We start from the raw sequence: 20215 nt of genomic DNA on the forward strand, positions 1-20215 counted from the left end.
AAATATCGGCGGTTTTTAAGTATATAAAAGTTATTGTTTCTTGAATGGCCTCAATCCACGACGTTTTATTTCATCTCTTAAAATCTGTATCCACTCTTTTTCCTTTCCGGATTTTAAAGCATCCCGATACGTCACCACTAACAGCTCGTTACTCATTATCTTCAACTTTGCAAGCCTCCTCGGAATAATGGATTGAATATTCAGTTTTTACAATTGTAATCGTTTTCTTGCCATTTGAGAACCTTTTTCACAAATTTGTAATAAAAAACACAAAGGGAACTTGAATGGATAATTTAGTTGCACTACTGTATGAGCTTTGATTATACTAAGGAATAGTTATATTTGGAAAGGAAAGGTGCAAGGATGATTCATTTAACATGGCGCGAGCGTGAAACCTTAAAAAGAGTAAAATGTGTTCATACGGATGCTAAAAAATATATTGTGAATAACGCATTAACTGCCGGAAAAATCTATGATGTTAAAAATGAAACGGAAGAGTTTTATTATATTATTGATAATACCGGAAAAGTGGGCGGATTTTACAAAGAATATTTCCAAAATGTAGACTGATGGGCTTTTGCCTGCAGTCTCTTTTTTTGAATGAGGGGGACTAGTATGAAGTTATGGGATGAGCAGTTTGAATTAAAAGGGGAAATGGTCAGATTACTTCCAATCAGCTATGATCATTTAGATGGATTGTGGGAAGCAGCCCAACCTGAAGAGATATGGACGTTTATGGCTACTGTAGTTAGGAGTAAAGAAGAGATGGAGCAGATGATTGTTTCGGCCATTAATAAAAGAGATAAAGGAAATGAATACACGTTTACGGTTGTAAATCAGGATGACCGTATTATTGGAAGCACTAGATTCCTCGATATTTTACCAGAACATAAGAGTTTAGAAATTGGCTCTACATGGTATCATCCAGATTTTTGGAGAACAAGAGTAAACACTGAATGTAAGTACCTGCTTCTAAGTCATGCTTTTGAATGTTGGCAGTTAAGGCGCGTTCAACTTAAAACAGATTCTCGAAACTTCCGATCACAACAAGCAATAGAGCGAATTGGAGCTGTAAAGGAAGGAACGCTAAGGAAGGACCGAAAAATATCGGGTGGATATGTTCGTGATACTGTCTTCTATAGTATTCTCCTGGAGGAGTGGGGAACAGTAAAGAAGGAATTAGCAAGGAAACTTGGTGTACAATAAAAAAGCATTGGGGCTCCAATGCTTTTTTACCCTTATTAATTTGTGCTGGCATTTATTTCTGTCTGTTTTACCTTTTTATATAACTTTCTGCTTAGCCATGTTTGTAGAATTAAAAATGTACCGCCTACTGCCCAATATAGCGGCAGTGCTGCAGGTGAACTAAAAGAAAACATAACAATCATGAGTGGAGACAACAGTCCCATAAATTTCATTTGCTGTTGCTGAGCAGATGGCATACTAGACTGTGAAACTTTAAATTGGAAATAATAAATCACACCCGCAATGAGGGTAATGATGATATCAGGGTCTCCAAGACTAAACCATAGAAAACGGTGGCTAGCAATCTCTTCTGAGCCGCGAATTGCATAATAAAAGCCCGTTAAAATCGGCATTTGAATCAGAAGTGGCAAACATCCCATATTTAGTGGATTTACACCATGCTTCTGATAAAGCCCCATTAATTCCTGCTGCATTTCTTGCTTCTTTTTTGGATCCTTTTCTTCTTTCATTTTCTTTTGGATAGCTTCCATTTCTGGCTTCATAACATCCATTTTTTCTTTCATGTTCATTTGATTTCTATATTGCTTTAGCATAAACGGCATTAATATAAGTCTAATGATAAGGGTAATGAGGATAATCGATAAACCATAGCTTCCATTGAAAAACTCAGCTAAAAAATGAATAGAAACAGCAAATGGTTCAACAAAATAAGTATTGAAAAACCCATCACTCTTTCCATTTGCTCCAGAACAGGCTGATAGAAGCATAGTAGTAAATGCTAATAGTAGTAATATTGGTAAAGAACGTTTGATTTTCATATTTCCTCCTAGGATTGCTTAAATTGTTTTTAGTTTAAATAGGAAGGAGGAAATAGGTTCTTCTGTATCGCCCTGCGAACTCTTTTTTCTACGAATATATTTAAATATTCGAATTAAAATGATGTTCCTGTGTAGAGAAGATTTCTTCTTATAGTTAAACAATGGGTGATTTATTTTTGTATGTGTAGGCTCACTTATGGTTCCCATAAACGAATATTCTACATTCATTGCCCAAAGTAATTTAATGATGACTCCGAAATATAGGCTTAAATAAAGTGTTTCTAAAGCATTTGCATCTGTAAAATCAATGAGCAATTGGTACAAAAATAATCACCTCACTTTTGTTATTATGGATATGAGTATAATGGAGAAAGGTCAAAGAATCAATTGAATCCTTCTGGAAAAGGCATAGTAGGAATATTCACTCAAACATGAAAGAATGCTGCCCATACAGACAGCATTCTGTTTATTTCACTATAGAAGGTTTATTCCAGTGGGCAGTAATCATTTTATAAGCAAATTCCACGTTCTCTTCTGAAGGTGGTTCTACATGATTCAATGGATATTCGAGTCCTAGTGCTTCCCATTTATATACACCGAGCTTATGATATGGGAGAATTTCAACCTTTTGCACATTTTCTAGTGTTCCAATAAATTCTCCAAGCTTTTGAAGATCCTCAGGATGATCAGAAACGGTGGGAACGAGAACATGGCGGACCCATATTGGAACTTTACGATCAGATAAAAATTTTGCGAATTCAAGAATATGATCATTTGCCATACCGGTTAATTGAATATGCTTTTTACGGTTTATATGTTTTAAATCGAGCAAAATCAAGTCGGTATACTGTAATAACTCTTCAAGCTGTTCAATAAATAATTTAGAGTGTGAGAAACAGCCACCAGAAGAATCTATGGTCGTATGAATCCCTTTCTTTTTACATTCCTTAAACAACTCAGTAAGGAATGGTACTTGGAGCAGTGGTTCGCCGCCGCTAACCGTAATTCCTCCACCTGATGATTGGATGAAGGGAAGGTAGGACATGAGATCATCCATGATTTCAGAAACGGTCATCTGTTTGCCGCTGCCGATTTCCCACGTATCAGCGTTATGGCAAAACTGGCAGCGTAATAGGCAGCCTTGTGTAAATACGACATAGCGTATTCCTGGTCCGTCGACTGTTCCTAATGTTTCAATAGAATGAATATTTCCGTTCATGTTGATGATCCCCCTTTATTTTTAAAGCAGGAGCCCCTTAACAAGGAGCTCCACAGTATATTTTACAGTGATTCGTGGAAAGTTCGGTTAATAACGTCTAGCTGCTGTTCTTTTGTTAATTTGATGAAGTTAACCGCATATCCAGAAACGCGAATAGTTAATTGTGGATATAATTCTGGATGTTCCATTGCATCCAATAATGTTTCTTTATTAAATACGTTAACATTCAGATGGTGACCAGATTTAATTGCATATCCGTCAAGGATTGATACTAGGTTACGTACTTGGCTATCTTCTTCTTTCCCTAATGCTTTAGGAACAATGGAGAAAGTATTAGAGATTCCGTCCATTGCAGAACTATATGGAAGTTTCGCAACGGAAGAAAGGGAAGCTAGTGTACCTTTCGTATCACGGCCATGCATTGGGTTTGCACCTGGTGCAAAAGGTTCCCCAGTACGACGGCCATCAGGTGTATTACCAGTCTTTTTACCATAAACGACATTTGATGTAATCGTCAAGATGGACATGGTATGAACGGAGTTACGGTAAGTTTGGTGCTTACGTAACTTTTTCATAAATGTTTCAACGATTTCAACCGCTATGCTGTCAACACGGTCATCGTTATTCCCGTATTTAGGGTATTCTCCGCTTGTTTCAAAATCAACAGCAAGGCCGTTTTCATCACGAATTACTCTTACTTCACCATATTTAATAGCACTTAAAGAGTCAGCAACTACGCTCAATCCTGCTATACCTGTGGCCATTGTACGTAAGATTTGAGAGTCATGTAATGCCATTTCAATTCTTTCATAGCTATACTTATCATGCATATAGTGAATTACATTCAAGGTGTTAATATACAATCCTGCAAGCCATTCCATCATTTGATCAAACTTTTGCATTACTTCATCGTAATTTAACACATCAGAAGTGATTGGCTGGTATTGCGGGCCAACTTGAATTTTTAATTTCTCATCTACACCACCGTTAATAGAGTAGAGAAGAGCTTTTGCTAGGTTTGCACGAGCACCGAAGAATTGCATTTGTTTACCAATTTCCATAGCGGATACACAACAAGCAATTCCATAATCATCGCCATACTCTGGACGCATAATATCGTCATTTTCGTATTGAATAGAGCTGGTCTTAATGGATACTTTTGCACAATATTTTTTAAAGTTTTCAGGCAGCTGTGGTGACCATAACACGGTTAGGTTTGGTTCCGGAGCTGGGCCTAAGTTATCTAAAGTGTGTAGGAAACGGAATGAGTTCTTTGTAACAAGTGAACGGCCATCTTGAGCCATACCACCAATAGATTCTGTTACCCAAGTAGGGTCACCAGAGAATAAGTCATTATAATCAGGTGTACGAGCAAATTTTACTAAACGAAGCTTCATAACAAAGTGGTCGACTAATTCTTGTGCTTCCACTTCAGTTAAAGTTCCATTTTCTAGATCTCTTTCTACATAAATATCTAAGAAAGTAGATACGCGACCAAGACTCATTGCAGCACCATTTTGCTCTTTGATGGCTGCTAGGTAACCAAAGTATAACCATTGAAATGCTTCAGCAGCAGTTGTTGCTGGCTGTGAAATATCAAAGCCGTGGCTGCTGGCCATTTCTTTTAATTCTTTCAATGCACGAATTTGCTCAGCAATTTCTTCACGAAGACGCATATTGTCTTCTGTCATTACTTTGCTAGTATTTTTTTGATCTTTTTGTTTTTCCTTGATTAAGAAATCCACACCATATAATGCAACACGGCGATAGTCACCGATAATTCGGCCGCGGCCGTAAGCATCAGGAAGTCCAGTGATGATCGCCGCTTTACGTGCCAGCATCATTTCATCTGTATAAGCATCGAAAACACCTTGGTTGTGAGTCTTACGGAACTCTGTAAAGAATCTTTCAATATCAGTATTTAATTCGTAACCATAAGATTCTAAAGCAGCTTTTGCCATCCGAATTCCACCGAAAGGCTGCATAGAACGATTAAACGGCTTGTCAGTTTGAACTCCAACCACTTTTTCAAGTTCTTCATTAAGGTAACCAGGAGTGTGAGATGTGATCGTAGATACTGTTTCAGTATCCATGTCTAAGACTCCGCCTTTTTCACGTTCCTGTTTTGTTAGTTCCATTACTTGTTCCCAAAGCCTGTTTGTTGCGTCAGTTGCACCTGCAAGGAAGCTGTCGTCACCTTCGTATTGATTATAGTTTTTTAGTATGAAATCACGTACGTTAACTTCTTTTGTCCAAGTACCTTTTGTAAAACCTTTCCATTGTTCCATGATTATTTTCACCTCGTAAATTTGTATGAGATTTAATATAACAGTGTTGCTGTTATTTCTTAACTTGAGTGTAACAGATTTTTTGTGAGTGAAATCACGTATATTGTTAACATATTGTGAAGTCTCGTTTTTAATGGGTTTTTAGTAGTTGTTTTTGAACTTTTTATGAACGAATTCTAATAGTGAGAAAATCTGTACTATAATTAATTCGTAATCTGTTTAATCTGTTATATAAGAAAAATCCAATGATATCAACATGTTCATAGTGGAAACCTATGAAACAGATATCGATTTAAAATGAAAAAAACAGGAGAATAATCTCCTGCTTTAATCGACGATAATATCCGCAATCATCGGACCATTATGCTCTCTATCCCCATGAATTTCACAAATCAAACGATAAGTACCTTCTTTATCAATTTGAAGGGGTACGTGTGTTTCTTCCCCTTTTTTTACGGTGCCTTTAATTTTTGTACCTTCAATATAAAACGGATGCTCTTCACCGTTAACCCCGCTAATGTATAAGTTTACTTTTTCCCCTGCGTCTAGATGTATAGTACCTGGATCCCAACGGTATACTTCAATTTCCTTACCTTCTTTTGTTTTACTGTTATATTCAACTGTGACCATATGAATTTCTCTACTCTTATCAGTAGCAGTTTGATTAAAAACAGTCGTATCTCCTGCTTTTAACAAAAACCATGCAGAAATGGTTACAAGCAGGAAAGCAGTTACTAATATGAAAACTAGTGTATCTTTCTTTAATACTAAAAATTTCATTATTAACCCCCCTATAATTTGTCCTATTTCATGTGTATGCAGGGAAGGGAGGAAAACTTGTCTCTTTTTTAAAATTTTTTCTATTAGCTCGAACACATAATATAGAAATTGTAATTATCTTTGTATTCAATTATATTAAAATTATTTCAATATAACACCAAACACTTGTCGGTTGAATAACAGTTCTTTTAATAATATTTACAACCTAAAATATTTTGATAAAATCAGATGATAACAGAAAAAGTAAGGATGTTGGAAATTGTCAAAATTAGTTTCTTTATTTATTGTCTTGACGCTTATTTTATCAAATCAAGGTAATGTTTACGCGGAAGAAAAACAGTCTTTAGAGATAAAAAGTGAAGCTGCCGTATTAGTAGATTCAGAAACAGGTGCGTTATTATATAGTAAAAATAGTAAAGAAAGATTATACCCTGCTAGTTTGACAAAAATTGCTACAGCTATTTATGCAATCGAAAATGGAAATCTTGATGATGTTGTCACAGTAGGTGCAAGAGCCGTAAAGGAAGAAGGAACTAGAGTATATTTAGTTGAAGGGGAAAGAGTACCTTTAAAAAAGCTGATTCAAGGAATGCTCATTAACTCAGGGAATGACGCTGCCGTAGCCATTGCTGAACATTTAGATGGTTCGGTTGAACAGTTTGCTGATAATATTAATAAGTATTTAACGGAGAAGATTGGTGTGAGTGATACTCATTTTTCCAATCCCAATGGATTATATAATGAAGAGCATTATACAACCGCATTAGATTTAGCCTTAATAACGAATTATGCAAAAAAGAATCCCATTTTTTCAGAGATCTTTGGAACAAAAGAGCTAGGATGGAGTGGTGAATCGTGGGAAACGACACTGCTCACTCATCACCGCCTTTTAAAAGGTGAAATTCCTGCAGAGGGTATTACAGGCGGAAAAACAGGTTATGTGGATGAATCAAAGCATACATTGGCAACAACAGCAGAGAATGAAAATATAAAGCTGACTGCGATTGTGCTAAAAGCTGATAGCAGCAAGGCTTCATATAGGGACACGAATAAGCTGATTGAATATGGTTTTTCTAATTTTACACACCGTACAATAAAACAAAATGAGCGATTTACTATTCATAAAAAAGAATATTATTCTAAAAATGATATTGTCATTACGGTGCACGTTAATGGGTCTATAGAAAGCATTACAGACCAAGGCATGCTTCAAGTTGTAAACAATGGTCAAGTGTCACAATCCATACAACTTGAAGTAAAGGAACCAAAGCCGATAAAAGTTAAAGATGAAAAACTGTTATCTAGTGAACAGAGCAGTTTTAATGCTATTTATGGAATTATTGTATTAGGACTTGCAGGACTACTTATTGGAGTTAGAAAAAGATTAGTGAAAAAACAATAAGCGCGTAAAAAGCCATGAAGCTCTTCATGGCTTTTTTTGTACGATAGCCGCAATGAATAACATAAGGATAGAAATCATTACCATTGATAGAACGAATGACCAAGCTAAACTCATGTTACCAGATTCCATTGCAACATATATTGCTGTTGGTGCTGTTTGTGTTTTTCCGGGGATATTTCCAGCGAACATTAATGTTGCCCCGAATTCACCAAGAGCCCGGGCAAAGCTCATAATCATGCCGGAGATAACCGAGGGAAGTGTCAGTGGCAGGGAAACGAATAAAAATACCTTCATTCTGCTTCCGCCATCGACACCGGCTGCATCTTCGATATCTTTATCGATGGATTGAAAGCCTAGTTTTACTGCTTGGTACATAAGCGGAAAAGCAACGGTGGTCGAGGCGATAATGGCTGCCCAAGGAGTAAACATGATGGACTGTTGAAAAAGATCCTCGATAAACGCCCCAATAGGGCTATTCCTTCCAAAAAAGTAAATCAATAAAAAACCTATTACAGTAGGAGGCAGAACGATAGGGAGCATAAGGAAAGTTTCTAGCAGAATCTTTCCTTTAAATTTCTTGTTATATAATAGTCTTGCAAAAAAGATACCAAAAAAACTTACAATAATGACTGATATCGTGGCTACTTCAAGAGAGAATCTAAGGGGGTCCCAAAAATTATTAGTAAACATCATCATCAATCCAATACAATAAATCCATATTTTTTAAAAATGGTTTTAGCTGTTTTCCCTTGTAAGTAAGAAAGAAATACTTCAGCCTCTTTTTTATTAGCTGACGATTTTATTATCCCTGCAGGGTAAATAATAGGTTCATGCATTTGTTTATCTGCAGTTGCCACGACTTTTACTTTATCAGATATATAGACGTCTGTCATATAAACAATACCTGCGTCCACATTTCCAGTTTCCACATATGTTAGGGCCTGACGAACATCCTTGGTTTGAATAACAATTGGTTGGAGTGTTTCCCAAAGTCCTAGATTTTCAAGTGTTTGTTTTGCGTATTTCCCGGCTGGAACAGATTGTGGTATGCCAATGGCAATTTTATTGATTTGATTAAGCTTTAAATCAGTAAATCCGTTTATGTTCGCAGGGTTTTCTTTATTGGTCACCAAAACGAGTTCATTCCCTAATAAATCTACCTGAGTCGATTTATCAATTAAATCTTCTTGAATTAATTCAAGAAATGGGTCATTTGCAGCGGAGAGGAAAAGATCAACGGGTGCTCCCTGGAGTATCTGTTGTTTTAATGCACCAGAACCACCGATATTATATAAGAGTTTTATCTGAGGATTTTCGTTCTCAAAATTCTTTTTTATTTCAATTAGTACCTCATTAAGGCTTGCCGCAGCAGAAATGGTTAATTCTACTGTTTCCGTTTGTCGGGATTCTTTTGGAGAACATGCCGATAGGGCAATGAACAGAAAAATAGCCATACCAACAAGAATAGGGTTCTTCATTCAATACTTCCTTTCAAAATCTATCAAAGTTACTTCTATATTATAACGAATGATTATTTTTCCTGAAAGTATGGAATAAGAAAAAACTGCCTGGGCGGCAGTTTTAAGTATAACCATCATTTTCCTATGTTGTTGGAACTTATTGAAGTCTGCTTTCTACCTGCTGGCACACTTCTTCCGCACTCATCCCATTAGCTTCAATAACCGAACCTTTTGTAAAGGTATCCTGCATTCCCATAACATTTGAATCTAAACCAGTCACAACACAGCAATCGCAATTTTGTGCATCTGATTCCTGTCTAAGTTGAACTACATCATGTCCTTTTTCCCTTAATGCTTCTAGAACAGCTGTTAGGGATTCTTCTACTCCAATTCTTGCCATACAAAACACCTCCTTACAAGATTATCATGCCAAAGTTCCATTGAATTATTCTGTATAAGTCACGATATTCTTCAGAAACTAAAAAAGGAGGTGTAATCATGGGAAAGCTTAAAAAGGATCCATCCACCATTGGCTTAGCGTCACCACAAGTTGAAGGCCAAGGAACAACCACAACAGAAACAGGAGCAAGGGAAGCTTCATCCTCGCGCAGAAAACAGAAGAGGGATTAATAAAGAAAAAAGCGGGCACATGTTGTGTCCGCCTTAATTTTTACTTATTGTACATTTCTGCCACTTGTTTTTGAATTTCACTATTTTCAAGATATTCATCGTACGTCATTTGCTTATCAACTAATCCATTTGGAGTTAATTCGAATACCCGGTTAGCGATGGTTTGGATAAACTGGTGGTCATGTGAGGAAAAGATAAGAGACCCTTTAAAGTTTATTAAACCATTATTTAATGCTGTAATGGATTCCAAGTCAAGATGGTTTGTTGGCTCATCAAGAAGTAAAACGTTCGCTCCATTTAACATCATTTTAGAAAGCATACAACGTACTTTTTCTCCTCCAGAAAGGACACTTGCTTTCTTAAGGACTTCTTCACCAGAAAACAGCATTCTTCCTAAAAATCCGCGTAAAAAGCTTTCACTTTCATCTTTAGGTGAGAACTGGCGAAGCCAGTCAACTAGATTTAAGTCGCTGTTTTCAAAATACTCGGAGTTATCCTTAGGGAAATAGGCCTGTGAAGTGGTAATACCCCATTTGAAGGTTCCGCTGTCAGCTTCCATTTCACCCATTAGTATTTTAAATAGAGTTGTTTTCGCAACTTCATTTGGTCCAACAAGAGCAATTTTATCACCTTTGTTCATAAAGAAGCTTACGTTATTAAGGACTTTTACGCCATCAATTGTTTTTGTTAACCCTTCGACCATTAATAAATCATTACCAATTTCTCGTTCAGGCGAGAACCCTACGAAAGGATAACGGCGGGAGGATGGTCGAATGTCGTCTAGTGTGATTTTATCTAATAACTTCTTCCGAGAAGTAGCCTGCTTTGACTTAGAAGCATTCGCACTAAATCGAGCAATAAAAGCCTGTAGCTCTTTAATTTTCTCTTCCTTCTTTTTGTTTGCATCAGAAGTCAGTCTTGTAGCCAATTGACTAGATTCATACCAGAAATCATAGTTCCCTACATAAATTTGAATTTTACCAAAGTCTAAATCGGCAATATGAGTACAAACTTTATTTAAGAAGTGACGGTCATGGGATACAACAATGACTGTATTTTCAAAGTTGATTAAGAACTCTTCTAGCCATTGAATGGCCTTAATATCTAAATGGTTCGTCGGCTCATCCAATAGTAATACGTCAGGTCTGCCAAAAAGAGCTTGTGCAAGAAGTACTTTAACCTTTTCTGAACCGGTTAATTCTGCCATTTTTTTATAATGTAAATCTTCACCGATTCCTAGTCCTTTTAAAAGAATCGCTGCTTCGGGCTCTGCTTCCCATCCATTTAATTCAGCAAACTCACCTTCAAGCTCAGCAGCTTTCATACCATCTTCATCCGTAAAGTTTTCCTTCATGTAAATGGCATCTTTTTCTTGCATGACTTGATAAAGTCTTGCATGACCCATAATAACAGTCTTTAAAACTTCTTGTTCTTCGTATTCAAAGTGGTTCTGTTTTAATACCGCCATCCGTTCATTTGGACCGAGTTGAACTGTTCCGGTTTGAGATTCAATTTCTCCAGAAAGTATTTTTAAAAATGTAGATTTTCCAGCGCCATTGGCACCAATTAGACCATAGCAATTTCCAGGAGTAAATTTAATGTTTACATCTTCGAATAACTTTCGATCACCATATCTTAAACTTACGTTACTTACAGTTATCATTTATAATATCCTCCAACAGCAAAATATCTACTAATTATACCATTAAAATGGGTGAAGAGCGAATTCTTTGTTGAATGAGAGTAATTAATAGTAAAAAATAAAAGATATTGCAGAAAATTTTTCTAATTTTTTTTCCTAGTTTTCACACTTTATTCATATTTTTGTTGTAGAATTGTTTTAAAGAAGTATTGAAGGAATGAAGTAGGTGAGAAGTATGTCGAAAAAGCAGCTTACTGAACTTGTAAATAAGTTAAAACAGGCCGGAATAAAAGCAAGTTTAACAAAACCAAAGTCCAACTACCTATTATCTCTACAGCAAATAAAAAAGTATCCTTCTTCCGTGAATTAAATAGGTATTAAAAAGCGATTAATCCCAAGGACTAACCGCTTTTTTTATCTTCTCTTATTCAATTTCATCCATAATCTCTTCATAGACTTCCTGCTTATCAAACTCTTCTCCCATTGGGAACTTAGAAATAAATTTATTGTTTTTATCAATTAAATAGGTAAAGGATGTATGGACAAATTGACCATTGCCAGGGTCTTTATATTGGAATTGAAGTGATTCTGCAACTTCCCTAATCTTTTTTTGATCGGCTTTGATATTTTCTTGATCACCCGTTAGGAAAATCCAATTATTTGAATTAGTAATTTCGAAAGCGTTCATATATTTTTGTAACACTTCAGGTGTGTCTCGGTAAGGGTCAATGGTAATCGTCACAAACTGAATATCTTTACCGAAGACCTTATTTTTTTCTAAATCACTCTTTAATTGCACCATCTTCTGCGTAGTGGTAGGGCAAATATCTGGACAATTTGTATAAATGAACTCCACAAGCTTTAGTTTTTTATCTTCTCCAAAATTGAGTTGTTTTCCATTTTGGTCGATTAAAGTGATATTAGCTGGTACTTTCGCGCTTGCATCTCGAATGAGAAAAAAAGAAATTCCAGCCGTAATCAATAGGAACACTGCTAAACTGCATATTAGATAGATTTTTTTCATGTTTCTCCCTCCTATCTACTAAGATAAAGAAGTTTTTTGAAAAAAGATGTGGATATTTCGTGAACAAAATAGCTTTATGGTGACGAGGAACTTATTAGTCAATCGTACAATGAGAAACAGGGCAGTTTTCACAATCATTTTCATGCTTAAGATAATCGAGATTATGAATGATGATTTTTTTATGGTCTATCGTAATAATCTTCTTCTTTTTCAAATCGCCTAGCATTCGGCTGATGATTTCCCTAGCAGTTCCGCAGAAATGAGCTAAGTCCTGAGTCGTGATTGGTACGGTTAGGTGTATTCCATCCTCTTTCTTCAAACCATAGCTGTTTGACAGTCGAATTAATGTAGAATAGAGAGCACCTTTTTTTCCATAGAGCACTAAATCTCTGAATTTAGTCATTGTCCTTCTAATATGATCATTCATCCACTTAATAAACTCATAGCCTAGATTACTGTTTTGAAATAATGCTTTTTCGAGGCAATCTAATTGAATACCCGCCACATGACCATCTTCCATGACTCTGGCATTGAAAATATACCGTGGATCTTGGGTAAAGAGGGTTAACTCTCCAACAATGTCATGCTCAGAACATAAACGTAAATAAAGTTCTTGACCCTCGGCATTCATTTTTGAAATTTGGATTCGTCCGGAAAGGATAAGAAACATTTCAGATGCATGCTGACCTTCTTGAAATAGAAAAGATCCTTTTTTTATTTCAATCATTCTTCCGGCAGAATGTAAAAGTTCTATTAATTCATTGATAAGCAGATTCTCGGTTTGATCCGTAGTCATATCTCCCACCTGTTCTAATTAATTTGACTTACTCTAATATTACGTATTAAACAAGCAAAGAAATAGTCAAATAAAGACCAAAATTGTTAAACATTTTTGACGTTTTTGCATATATTAAAGATAGTAAATGAAAGCAAAGATTCATTTTGACATTTGTTTCTAGTTATTGTATTCTTTAAAAGAATCAATATTTTCTAATAAGGGAGTATGTTGTATGTTAGGTGTCGTTCTTAACTAATCCAATCAATTGGATATTTTCATTCCTTTGTAACCTTGTTCGTTTTTAACATGAATGAAGGTTTATTTGAGTACGGTTTTGGAATGAAGTTAAGAACAATGGTCATACCAAGCATACATGATTTTACCATGCTGCTGTGTACAATCCTGTAGACAGTTTTTTTATGGATAAATAATGTATAGTTTAACGAGCATTTACTCGTTTTATTTTAGCTTAGCCGTAATGACATTGTTCATTGCGGCTATTTTTATTTTATTTTGGAGGGAAAAACATTGAATTCACATACATTTAAGGTTTTGGAAGTACAAAAAATTAAAGAGAAAATAGCGGAATTTGCTTTAACAAATGAAGGTAAAGAAAAAATTTATAATCTTGTTCCATCTACACACTTGAAACAAGTTGAAGCTTGGTTAGATGAAGTTTCTGAGGCAGTTGAAATACTTAAGAAGAGTTCAAGTGTGCCTGTCCATGGGCTGGGCGGGATGGAAGCCATCTTGTCAAAATTAAATAAAGGGATAGCTATGGGTCCTGATCAGCTATCTAAGCTGTATGATTTTTTAGATTGTTGTGGGAAGATGCGCCGGTTCATGGCGGATAAAGAATTCTACGCACCAAGAGTTTCATCATATGTAGCAGTGATTGAGGAGCTGCCAGACCTTGCAGGGGAAATTATGCGTTGTATTCGGAATGGCAGGGTAGATGATTATGCTACTAAAGAATTATTGAAAATTAGAAAACAGATTGCTATTCATGAGGAGCGGCTTAAAGAAAAAACGATGCAGCTTATTCGATCAAACAAATATAAAACCTATTTACAAGAGAACGTTGTGAGCCAAAGAGATGGCAGGTATGTGATTCCTATAAAGAAGGAATATCGAAATAAAATTAAAGGCTCAGTTTTAGATACGTCCGCTTCAGGTTCTACCATATTTATTGAACCTGAAGAAATTGCTCTTTTTCAAGACCAGTTAACGTGGCTGCTAGCAGATGAGGATGTGGAAGTCCAAAAGGTTCTGACCTACTTAACAGGACTAGTAGAAGAGAAAGAGCACCAAATACGTATTGCAATCGAAACGATGGTCCATTATGATTTTTTGTTTGCGAAGGCGAAATATAGCCGGTCTATTAATGGAGCAAAAGTTAAGGTTAATGATGAGAAACAGATAAGGTTACTTCAAGCACAACATCCGCTTCTAGGTGATAAGGCGGTTCCGTTGTCATTAGAGATGATGGAGGGAGAAAGTGCACTCGTCATAACCGGGCCGAATACAGGGGGTAAAACGGTAAGTATTAAAACAGTAGGTTTATTGACAGTTATGGTACAGTGTGGTCTGCATATCCCGGCTTCTGCAGAAAGTAATCTTAGTATATTTCAGCGTATTCTAGTGGATATTGGTGATGGTCAAAGTATTACTGAGAATCTAAGTACGTTTAGCTCACGGATCGTCAACATCATTGAAATCCTTAAGGATACAAATGACCAAACCTTAGTTCTTCTTGATGAGCTGGGTTCCGGAACTGACCCAGGAGAAGGAATGGGTCTCGCTACTGCCATATTAGAGCAGCTTTATAACAAAGGAGCAATACTTTTAGCTACAACTCACTATAGTGAAATAAAAGAGTTCGCTGAAGATCACCAAGGATTTATTAATGGATCAATGGAATTTGATATTGAGACACTAAGCCCGACGTACCGGTTAAATATAGGCAGAGGAGGAGAGAGTCAGGCGTTTGCTATTGCCTTAAAGCTTGGAATTCATCCGAAAATCATTGAGAGAGCACATCAAATTACCTATAAGGAAATTAAAACCTACGACAACAAAGAAACGGATATCTTAAAGCAGAAGGAATTAGAAAAACAAGTAATGGTTAACAAATATAAAAATAGAAAAAAATTGATTCATTCCGATGTGAAAATTACTGAATACAGAAAAGGAGACAATGTGAAGATTTCACCGGCAAATGACTTCGGGATTGTTTATAGCGGCCCTGACCAGCAAGGAAACTATATTGTGCAAGTGAAAGGTGAGAAAATTACGATCAATCATAAAAGATTAAAACTATATATTACCGCCGCAGAGCTTTACCCTGCAGATTATGATTTTGATATCATTTTTGAATCGAAAGAGAACCGCAAAAAAAGTAAAATACTATCCAAAAGACATGATGATGAGATTATTATTGAACATGAAAATTAGAGAAGAAGCCTTCCAAATAGGAAGGCTATTTTTTATTTGCATATTGTTCCGCAAGCAGCTGTTTCACTTGGTTATAACTTAAGCCTGACTGGTTATTTAATCTTTTTACTTCTTCAATATCTGTTCCAACTACAGTTAATTTTTTTTGGTGTGGTTTCATTAATATTATTCCTTCCTTATATTGTTATGGCAAAGATTGTTTTTTTAGCAATGAAAAGGATACTTTTGGTACATACTATAAAAAAAGGAGGCGGTTCCCATTTTTTATGGTAAAAGGGCTAAAGATGAAGAAGTTGAAGTAATTATGCTTGAAACCGAGATCTATTCTTGTATGGATGACGCTTGCATAGGCTGGATGAGAAAGGATTTTGTAACGGACGATTTGCTTTGCCCTATGTGTGGAAACGAAATGGCTGCAGGTATAAGAGAGCTTCCGAAAATATAATAAAGTAATTATTTAAAAAGACTGTCAAAATTTTGACAGTCTTTTATTCATCTCCAAAATCAAAAAAATGACCCTCAAATGCTTTCTGTGCTGATTCCGATGAAGGAAAGAGAGCATCATCGTCCTCGATGACATGAAAGGTTTCGTTTAGGAATAATGCTAGGGCATTTGGATCCTTAGGGTGGGCAACAATTTCAGCAGGTCTTATATTCGCAACAGTTGGTACATGTGGATTACGATAGATCACAAACACCTCATCTCCAGGTTTAGCACTCGAAATATCAACCATATCCATATCCATTTACCTTCCTCATTTATAAATTTTCATTTTGCTGGCGAATTTCATCTCCGGTAATTAAGATATTTGCATCCTCAAGATCCTTATGTCGGTCAACCGACTCACCAGGAACATATTTTTCAGTGGGATAAATACCTCCATGTATGGATGTTTGCTTCTTATTGGATGAACTAGAATCCTTACCCATTACAAACACCTCCTTATATAAGCTTTTGCGTTCTGAATGGGGTTTATTCCTTCCTTAATTTTTCAACAAAAAACTCCCCGTTTTGGGGAGCTTGGTAACTGGTTCTATTCATCTTTATGTGCTAAACAGCGATCGCATTCCATTAAGTAACTTTCTGCTTGTTCTTCCATGTGCTGCCCGCATTGTGGGCATTCCTTATTCGGCAGATTACGGAAAAATTCAACTGGACTAATTAACATTGGGAAAACCTCCTCTTTTTTAATACAGTGTATTAACTTTTTATTTGTTGTAGTACAGTAAGACCAAAAAAAACTTCTTTCTATTCTTCTCTTTTTGCTAAACAGCGGTCACATTCCATTAAATAGCTTTCTGCTTGTTCTTCCATGTGCTGCCCACATTCCGGACATTCTTTCTTTGGCAAAGTACGGAAAAATTCAACTGGATTCATTAACATTTAAAATTCTCCTCCTTTTTTAATACAGTGTATTAGTTTTTCATCTGTTGTAGTACAGTATAATCAAAAAAAACTAATTTGTGTAGTCCTTTTTTAAAAATAATTTAATTTTTTTGAAAAATGATACATTTAACCTGCATTTAGATTATCTACAGGAAGGGCCCTAATTATGTACGGTAAAACCAAAACATTTGGTTATAATAATATAAATTCGACAATTTTGTGAACAAAAACACTTCCCTACCGCAATTGTTTACATTACAATCAGAGTAGAAAGAGAATAGATCAAAAGGGGGAAGGCTGTAAATGGATACAGTTTCAGGAGAATTTCATCCATTTTTGATTGTAATCGCCATAGGTTTAACGATTATGGCTTCATATACAGGTTTAGATATGTTTACTTTGATAAAAAATTCTAAGAATAATAAAAGACTATTATTTCTTGGCGGTTCTTTATCAATGGGTGTTGGAATTTGGGTAATGAATTTTGTTGGGTTAATCGCGGCTGATATTAATCGCTTTTCTAGTTACCAAATACCACTGACAATTTTGTCCATCTTTATAGGAATCGCTTTTTCCGGGATGGCGTTCATTCCTCTATTTGGGAAGGTAATTAAAAGTATTCATTTATTTATCGGAAGCATATTCTTAACGACAGCTGTTTTTGCTATTCATATCATAAGTATTTACGCGATGAACTTGACGATTCAATACAATATTCCTCTTTTTATTTTTTCAGGACTATTAATATTGGGGTCCTTTTTATTTTCTTTATGGATCCTTTTTTCTTCAAAAACCTTTACAAAAGGAAACCAAACTTGGCTAAAACCAATCAGCGCTCTGATTATATCAGGTGCAATTGCAGAAGGGCATTTTCTTTTAAAAAGAGCTTCAACGATTATTTCAGCTAATAATCCAGTAAACGGGGCGATTAATGAAGAAACTTTTTTAGTATATCTAGTTTTATTTGTGACAGTTTTAATTATTAGTGGATTAATTGCCTCGAGTACGTTGATTAGTAAGCAGCTTGCTGAATCAGACACAAACTTAAAGGATATTAAAGACGCATTAGATGCTTCGACCATTGTGGCTATTACAGATCCTGCTGGGAAGATAGTATTTGTAAATGATAAGTTTGAAGAAATCTCAAAATATAGTAAGGAAGAAATCATTGGGAAAAACCATCGCCTATTAAATTCGGGATACCACTCAAAAGAATTTTTTCAGGAATTGTGGTCAACCATTCAATCAGGCAAGATATGGCGTGGAGAAATCAGAAATAAAGCCAAAGATGGCTCCTTATATTGGGTGGATACCACCATTGTCCCTTTCTTAGACAAAAAAGGTAAACCGGTCCAATATATAGCTATTCGTTCTGATATTACGAATCGAAAGAAAGCGGAAAAGGCGCTGTTGGAATCGATTAAAGAAACACGGGATATCACATTTGCACTTGACCAATCTTCCATTATAGCGATTACCGATCAAAAGGGGAAAATTACAAGTGTAAATGATAAGTTCTGCGAAATCTCGAAATACAGTCGTCCCGAATTACTTGGTGAGGATCACAGGATATTAAATTCTGATTATCATTCAAAGGAATTTTTCAAGGATCTCTGGCGGACGATTGGTCAGGGAGATGTTTGGAAGGGTGAAATATGTAACCGCGCTAAAGATGGAACTCTCTATTGGGTGGATACGACCATTGTTCCCTTTTTAAATGAAAATGGGAAACCGTATCAATATGTTGCCATTCGAACGGATATTACTGACAGAAAAAGAGCCGAAGAAGATTTAAAAGAATCCATAAAAGATAATACAGATATTCGCTTTGCACTTGACCAATCGACGATTGTGGCATTTACAGATGCAAGAGGAATCATTACAAGTGTAAATGATAAATTCTGTGAAATATCTAAATATAGCCGTGAAGAGATTATTGGGAAAGATCATAGTATCTTAAATTCTGGCCATCATCCCAAGCTGTTCTTCAAAGATTTATGGAAAACGATTGGCGAAGGAAAGGTTTGGAAAGGTGAAATAAAAAATAAAGCAAAAGATGGAACACACTATTGGGTGGATACGACGATTGTTCCTTTCTTGAATGAAAATGGGAAGCCGTACCAATATGTAGCGATTCGTAATGATATTACAGAACGGAAGAAAACAGAAGAAGTCCTCCATCGACAGGATAAGCTGGCTGCTGTTGGACAATTAGCAGCAGGAGTAGCGCATGAGATTCGAAATCCGCTTACATCTATGAAAGGATATGCAGAGTTCCTAACATTAGATGAACAGGACCCAGAGCGCTTAGAATTTATCAATATCATTCTCGATGAAATTGAGAGGGTGAATACCATTGTGGAGGACTTTATGGTATTGGCCAAACCGAAGATGGTAGAACTAGAAGAAAAGAATGTAGTTCCAGTGATTAAAAACGTGGTTTCACTGCTTGAATTTGAAGCAAGGAAAAAGCATGTGAAACTTTCATTTGATTGCCCACATGAAATCATCCAAATTGAATGTGATGAAAACCGCTTAAAACAGGTGTTTTTGAACTTTATCAAAAATGGTATTGAAGCAATGCCAAATGGTGGAGAATTGCATGTGAAAACCATGATTCATGATAATAACGTCCAAATCTCCATTCAGGACACGGGCATCGGGATACCAAAGGAAAAACTAAAACAGCTTGGTGAACCTTTCTATACTACAAAGAAAAATGGAAACGGCCTTGGATTAATGGTCAGTTTTAAAATTATTGAAAATCACAATGGAAAAGTGTTTGTTGAAAGTGAACCAAATAAAGGAACTACCTTCAATATCCTATTGCCAGCAAAACCAGCATGAAAAAACGGAAGTTATCCACTTCCGTTTTTTTTATTTGAAACTTTTCAAAAAATAGACAATTATTTTTTGAAAAATTAAAGCTACTTTTAGGTTGAATAGATTAATATGTTTATATAAGTATTAATGATTTAATTTAGGAGGGGAAATTTTGGGAGAAGCAAATTTTGTCAAAACTATTTGCGGTTATTGCGGCACCGGCTGCGGTTTAGTGCTTGAAGTAAAAGATAATCGAATTATGAAAATTCGCGGTGACAAAGAGGCACCTGTTAACAAGGGCCAG

The 20215-nt window shown here is 35.9% G+C and carries 25 protein-coding genes and 1 pseudogene; 9 read left to right on the forward strand and 17 right to left on the reverse strand.

Going from position 1 to position 20215, the window contains the following annotated elements; all coding sequences use genetic code 11:
• Window positions 1-30 precede the first annotated feature (30 nt).
• A complete protein-coding gene (sda, locus tag ACN6MT_RS14980) occupies window positions 31-156 on the reverse strand; it encodes a sporulation histidine kinase inhibitor Sda (RefSeq protein ID WP_411833677.1) in 126 nt (41 codons plus the stop codon).
• A 207-nt stretch (window positions 157-363) separates the two neighbouring features.
• Here sda and ACN6MT_RS14985 point away from each other — a divergent pair, with 207 nt between their 5' ends.
• Together ACN6MT_RS14985 and ACN6MT_RS14990 are read left to right on the forward strand one after the other, a co-directional pair.
• A complete protein-coding gene (locus tag ACN6MT_RS14985) occupies window positions 364-570 on the forward strand; it encodes a DUF6501 family protein (RefSeq protein ID WP_063253098.1) in 207 nt (68 codons plus the stop codon).
• A gap of 45 nt (window positions 571-615) precedes the next feature.
• The gene (locus tag ACN6MT_RS14990) at window positions 616-1206 is read left to right on the forward strand and encodes a GNAT family N-acetyltransferase (RefSeq protein ID WP_419886890.1); all 591 of its coding nucleotides are present in this window, start codon (window positions 616-618) and stop codon (window positions 1204-1206) included.
• A 35-nt stretch (window positions 1207-1241) separates the two neighbouring features.
• On the opposite strand, the gene yidC is transcribed toward ACN6MT_RS14990, so the two are convergent.
• From yidC to ACN6MT_RS15015, 5 genes are all read right to left on the reverse strand, one after another.
• The gene (yidC, locus tag ACN6MT_RS14995; RefSeq protein WP_063253057.1) at window positions 1242-2024 is read right to left on the reverse strand and encodes a membrane protein insertase YidC; all 783 of its coding nucleotides are present in this window, start codon (window positions 2022-2024) and stop codon (window positions 1242-1244) included.
• Between the two features lie 18 nt (window positions 2025-2042).
• Window positions 2043-2348: a hypothetical protein gene (locus tag ACN6MT_RS15000; RefSeq protein ID WP_419886891.1), complete on the reverse strand. Its 306-nt coding sequence runs from the start codon at window positions 2346-2348 to the stop codon at window positions 2043-2045.
• 142 nt (window positions 2349-2490) lie between these two features.
• Complete coding sequence (pflA, locus tag ACN6MT_RS15005) at window positions 2491-3243, reverse strand: pyruvate formate-lyase-activating protein (protein WP_419886892.1); 753 nt, start codon at window positions 3241-3243, stop codon at window positions 2491-2493.
• A gap of 62 nt (window positions 3244-3305) precedes the next feature.
• The gene (gene pflB / locus ACN6MT_RS15010) at window positions 3306-5531 is read right to left on the reverse strand and encodes a formate C-acetyltransferase (protein WP_419886893.1); all 2226 of its coding nucleotides are present in this window, start codon (window positions 5529-5531) and stop codon (window positions 3306-3308) included.
• 327 nt (window positions 5532-5858) lie between these two features.
• Entirely contained in the window at window positions 5859-6311 is a 453-nt protein-coding gene (locus tag ACN6MT_RS15015) for a cupredoxin domain-containing protein (RefSeq protein ID WP_419886894.1), read from the reverse strand.
• 259 nt (window positions 6312-6570) lie between these two features.
• Here ACN6MT_RS15015 and ACN6MT_RS15020 point away from each other — a divergent pair, with 259 nt between their 5' ends.
• The gene (locus tag ACN6MT_RS15020; RefSeq protein WP_419886895.1) at window positions 6571-7713 is read left to right on the forward strand and encodes a D-alanyl-D-alanine carboxypeptidase family protein; all 1143 of its coding nucleotides are present in this window, start codon (window positions 6571-6573) and stop codon (window positions 7711-7713) included.
• A 24-nt stretch (window positions 7714-7737) separates the two neighbouring features.
• Here the strand turns inward: ACN6MT_RS15020 and modB are convergent, their stop codons facing one another.
• The 3 genes from modB to ACN6MT_RS15035 all read right to left on the reverse strand — a co-directional run bounded on the left by modB (window position 7738) and on the right by ACN6MT_RS15035 (window position 9573).
• Window positions 7738-8406 carry a molybdate ABC transporter permease subunit gene (gene modB, locus ACN6MT_RS15025; RefSeq protein WP_419956445.1) on the reverse strand — a complete coding sequence of 223 codons (669 nt, stop codon included), beginning with the start codon at window positions 8404-8406 and terminating at the stop codon, window positions 7738-7740.
• A gap of 2 nt (window positions 8407-8408) precedes the next feature.
• Complete coding sequence (gene modA, locus ACN6MT_RS15030; RefSeq protein ID WP_419886896.1) at window positions 8409-9191, reverse strand: molybdate ABC transporter substrate-binding protein; 783 nt, start codon at window positions 9189-9191, stop codon at window positions 8409-8411.
• A gap of 139 nt (window positions 9192-9330) precedes the next feature.
• Window positions 9331-9573, reverse strand: coding sequence for a YkuS family protein (locus tag ACN6MT_RS15035; protein ID WP_063253065.1), 243 nt, complete (start codon window positions 9571-9573; stop codon window positions 9331-9333).
• A gap of 95 nt (window positions 9574-9668) precedes the next feature.
• On the opposite strand from ACN6MT_RS15035, the gene ACN6MT_RS15040 reads away from it, so the two are divergent.
• Window positions 9669-9803: a YuzL family protein gene (locus tag ACN6MT_RS15040; protein ID WP_419956446.1), complete on the forward strand. Its 135-nt coding sequence runs from the start codon at window positions 9669-9671 to the stop codon at window positions 9801-9803.
• A gap of 40 nt (window positions 9804-9843) precedes the next feature.
• Here ACN6MT_RS15040 and ACN6MT_RS15045 read toward each other — a convergent pair whose 3' ends face one another.
• Window positions 9844-11466, reverse strand: a complete 1623-nt coding sequence (locus tag ACN6MT_RS15045; RefSeq protein WP_063253066.1) for an ABC-F family ATP-binding cassette domain-containing protein — start codon at window positions 11464-11466, stop codon at window positions 9844-9846.
• 214 nt (window positions 11467-11680) lie between these two features.
• On the opposite strand from ACN6MT_RS15045, the gene ACN6MT_RS15050 reads away from it, so the two are divergent.
• Window positions 11681-11815, forward strand: a complete 135-nt coding sequence (locus ACN6MT_RS15050; RefSeq protein ID WP_306073723.1) for a hypothetical protein — start codon at window positions 11681-11683, stop codon at window positions 11813-11815.
• Window positions 11816-11869: 54 nt separating this feature from the next.
• Here ACN6MT_RS15050 and ACN6MT_RS15055 read toward each other — a convergent pair whose 3' ends face one another.
• A complete protein-coding gene (locus ACN6MT_RS15055; RefSeq protein ID WP_419886897.1) occupies window positions 11870-12469 on the reverse strand; it encodes an SCO family protein in 600 nt (199 codons plus the stop codon).
• A 94-nt stretch (window positions 12470-12563) separates the two neighbouring features.
• Window positions 12564-13265, reverse strand: coding sequence for a Crp/Fnr family transcriptional regulator (locus ACN6MT_RS15060; protein ID WP_063253068.1), 702 nt, complete (start codon window positions 13263-13265; stop codon window positions 12564-12566).
• Between the two features lie 510 nt (window positions 13266-13775).
• Here ACN6MT_RS15060 and ACN6MT_RS15065 point away from each other — a divergent pair.
• Window positions 13776-15701, forward strand: a complete 1926-nt coding sequence (locus tag ACN6MT_RS15065; protein WP_419886898.1) for an endonuclease MutS2 — start codon at window positions 13776-13778, stop codon at window positions 15699-15701.
• Between the two features lie 25 nt (window positions 15702-15726).
• On the opposite strand, the gene ACN6MT_RS15070 is transcribed toward ACN6MT_RS15065, so the two are convergent.
• Complete coding sequence (locus ACN6MT_RS15070; protein ID WP_268875070.1) at window positions 15727-15861, reverse strand: hypothetical protein; 135 nt, start codon at window positions 15859-15861, stop codon at window positions 15727-15729.
• A gap of 144 nt (window positions 15862-16005) precedes the next feature.
• Between ACN6MT_RS15070 and ACN6MT_RS15075 the strand changes: the two genes are divergently transcribed.
• Complete coding sequence (locus ACN6MT_RS15075) at window positions 16006-16146, forward strand: cold-inducible protein YdjO-related protein (RefSeq protein WP_235847103.1); 141 nt, start codon at window positions 16006-16008, stop codon at window positions 16144-16146.
• 43 nt (window positions 16147-16189) lie between these two features.
• Here the strand turns inward: ACN6MT_RS15075 and ACN6MT_RS15080 are convergent, their stop codons facing one another.
• From ACN6MT_RS15080 to yhfH (ACN6MT_RS15095), 4 genes are all read right to left on the reverse strand, one after another.
• On the reverse strand, window positions 16190-16441 hold the full coding sequence (locus ACN6MT_RS15080) for a transcriptional regulator SplA domain-containing protein (protein WP_063253099.1): 252 nt from the start codon (window positions 16439-16441) through the stop codon (window positions 16190-16192).
• Window positions 16442-16460: 19 nt separating this feature from the next.
• Window positions 16461-16631: a hypothetical protein gene (locus ACN6MT_RS15085; protein WP_169803679.1), complete on the reverse strand. Its 171-nt coding sequence runs from the start codon at window positions 16629-16631 to the stop codon at window positions 16461-16463.
• Window positions 16632-16735: 104 nt separating this feature from the next.
• The gene (gene yhfH, locus ACN6MT_RS15090; RefSeq protein ID WP_082799470.1) at window positions 16736-16870 is read right to left on the reverse strand and encodes a protein YhfH; all 135 of its coding nucleotides are present in this window, start codon (window positions 16868-16870) and stop codon (window positions 16736-16738) included.
• A gap of 80 nt (window positions 16871-16950) precedes the next feature.
• Window positions 16951-17085, reverse strand: a complete 135-nt coding sequence (gene yhfH / locus ACN6MT_RS15095) for a protein YhfH (protein ID WP_082799471.1) — start codon at window positions 17083-17085, stop codon at window positions 16951-16953.
• Window positions 17086-17391: 306 nt separating this feature from the next.
• Between yhfH (ACN6MT_RS15095) and ACN6MT_RS15100 the strand changes: the two genes are divergently transcribed.
• Both ACN6MT_RS15100 and ACN6MT_RS15105 read left to right on the forward strand, forming a co-directional pair.
• The gene (locus ACN6MT_RS15100) at window positions 17392-19935 is read left to right on the forward strand and encodes a PAS domain S-box protein (protein ID WP_419886899.1); all 2544 of its coding nucleotides are present in this window, start codon (window positions 17392-17394) and stop codon (window positions 19933-19935) included.
• Window positions 19936-20143: 208 nt separating this feature from the next.
• A pseudogene (locus ACN6MT_RS15105) lies at window positions 20144-20197 on the forward strand (hypothetical protein); the annotation flags it as partial.
• Window positions 20198-20215 lie beyond the last annotated feature (18 nt).

It is taken from the genome of Neobacillus niacini (genome assembly GCF_048572935.1).
Taxonomy (GTDB): Bacteria; Bacillota; Bacilli; order Bacillales; family Cytobacillaceae; genus Neobacillus; species Neobacillus niacini.

Bases quoted from the DNA above. Each gene is read 5' to 3' on its own strand.
- sda (WP_411833677.1), bottom strand. From the start codon at position 156: ATGAGTAACGAGCTGTTAGTGGTGACGTATCGGGATGCTTTAAAATCC.
- ACN6MT_RS14985 (WP_063253098.1), top strand. From the start codon at position 364: ATGATTCATTTAACATGGCGCGAGCGTGAAACCTTAAAAAGAGTAAAA.
- ACN6MT_RS14990 (WP_419886890.1), top strand. From the start codon at position 616: ATGAAGTTATGGGATGAGCAGTTTGAATTAAAAGGGGAAATGGTCAGA.
- yidC (WP_063253057.1), bottom strand. From the start codon at position 2,024: ATGAAAATCAAACGTTCTTTACCAATATTACTACTATTAGCATTTACT.
- pflA (WP_419886892.1), bottom strand. From the start codon at position 3,243: ATGAACGGAAATATTCATTCTATTGAAACATTAGGAACAGTCGACGGA.
- pflB (WP_419886893.1), bottom strand. From the start codon at position 5,531: ATGGAACAATGGAAAGGTTTTACAAAAGGTACTTGGACAAAAGAAGTT.
- ACN6MT_RS15015 (WP_419886894.1), bottom strand. From the start codon at position 6,311: ATGAAATTTTTAGTATTAAAGAAAGATACACTAGTTTTCATATTAGTA.
- modB (WP_419956445.1), bottom strand. From the start codon at position 8,406: ATGATGTTTACTAATAATTTTTGGGACCCCCTTAGATTCTCTCTTGAA.
- modA (WP_419886896.1), bottom strand. From the start codon at position 9,191: ATGAAGAACCCTATTCTTGTTGGTATGGCTATTTTTCTGTTCATTGCC.
- ACN6MT_RS15035 (WP_063253065.1), bottom strand. From the start codon at position 9,573: ATGGCAAGAATTGGAGTAGAAGAATCCCTAACAGCTGTTCTAGAAGCA.
- ACN6MT_RS15045 (WP_063253066.1), bottom strand. From the start codon at position 11,466: ATGATAACTGTAAGTAACGTAAGTTTAAGATATGGTGATCGAAAGTTA.
- ACN6MT_RS15050 (WP_306073723.1), top strand. From the start codon at position 11,681: ATGTCGAAAAAGCAGCTTACTGAACTTGTAAATAAGTTAAAACAGGCC.
- ACN6MT_RS15055 (WP_419886897.1), bottom strand. From the start codon at position 12,469: ATGAAAAAAATCTATCTAATATGCAGTTTAGCAGTGTTCCTATTGATT.
- ACN6MT_RS15060 (WP_063253068.1), bottom strand. From the start codon at position 13,265: ATGACTACGGATCAAACCGAGAATCTGCTTATCAATGAATTAATAGAA.
- ACN6MT_RS15070 (WP_268875070.1), bottom strand. From the start codon at position 15,861: ATGAAACCACACCAAAAAAAATTAACTGTAGTTGGAACAGATATTGAA.
- ACN6MT_RS15075 (WP_235847103.1), top strand. From the start codon at position 16,006: ATGCTTGAAACCGAGATCTATTCTTGTATGGATGACGCTTGCATAGGC.
- ACN6MT_RS15080 (WP_063253099.1), bottom strand. From the start codon at position 16,441: ATGGATATGGTTGATATTTCGAGTGCTAAACCTGGAGATGAGGTGTTT.
- ACN6MT_RS15085 (WP_169803679.1), bottom strand. From the start codon at position 16,631: ATGGGTAAGGATTCTAGTTCATCCAATAAGAAGCAAACATCCATACAT.
- yhfH (WP_082799470.1), bottom strand. From the start codon at position 16,870: ATGTTAATTAGTCCAGTTGAATTTTTCCGTAATCTGCCGAATAAGGAA.
- yhfH (WP_082799471.1), bottom strand. From the start codon at position 17,085: ATGTTAATGAATCCAGTTGAATTTTTCCGTACTTTGCCAAAGAAAGAA.
- ACN6MT_RS15100 (WP_419886899.1), top strand. From the start codon at position 17,392: ATGGATACAGTTTCAGGAGAATTTCATCCATTTTTGATTGTAATCGCC.